Origin of the sequence: Mesorhizobium sp. LNHC229A00, assembly GCF_000502415.1 — a bacterium.
Lineage (GTDB): Bacteria > Pseudomonadota > Alphaproteobacteria > Rhizobiales > Rhizobiaceae > Mesorhizobium.
The window spans coordinates 1-245 of the sequence record NZ_AYWQ01000265.1; the positions used below are offsets into that span (position 1 = coordinate 1).

General features: G+C 58.0%; 1 pseudogene. It reads right to left on the bottom strand.

What is annotated here, in order from left to right:
- Positions 1 to 245 (bottom strand): annotated as a pseudogene (glnA, locus tag X742_RS0140030) (glutamine synthetase); the annotation flags it as partial.

Below are 245 nucleotides of genomic sequence, written 5' to 3' on the forward strand. Positions count from 1 at the left end.
ACCGGCGCTTCATAGCCCGGCACCAGTCGCTTGTAGGAGTTGGTCAGCGGGTTGGTGAAGGCGTTGATCGCCTTGGCGTGCTTGATGACACCGCCAATGAAGAACAGGCAGTTTTCCGACAGTCCGGCATATTCATTGCCGGCGAAGGTCGGCTTGCCACCCTTCCAGATCGACATATGGACGTGCATGCCCGAGCCGTTGTCGCCGAATATCGGCTTCGGCATAAAGGTGGCCGTCTTGCCATA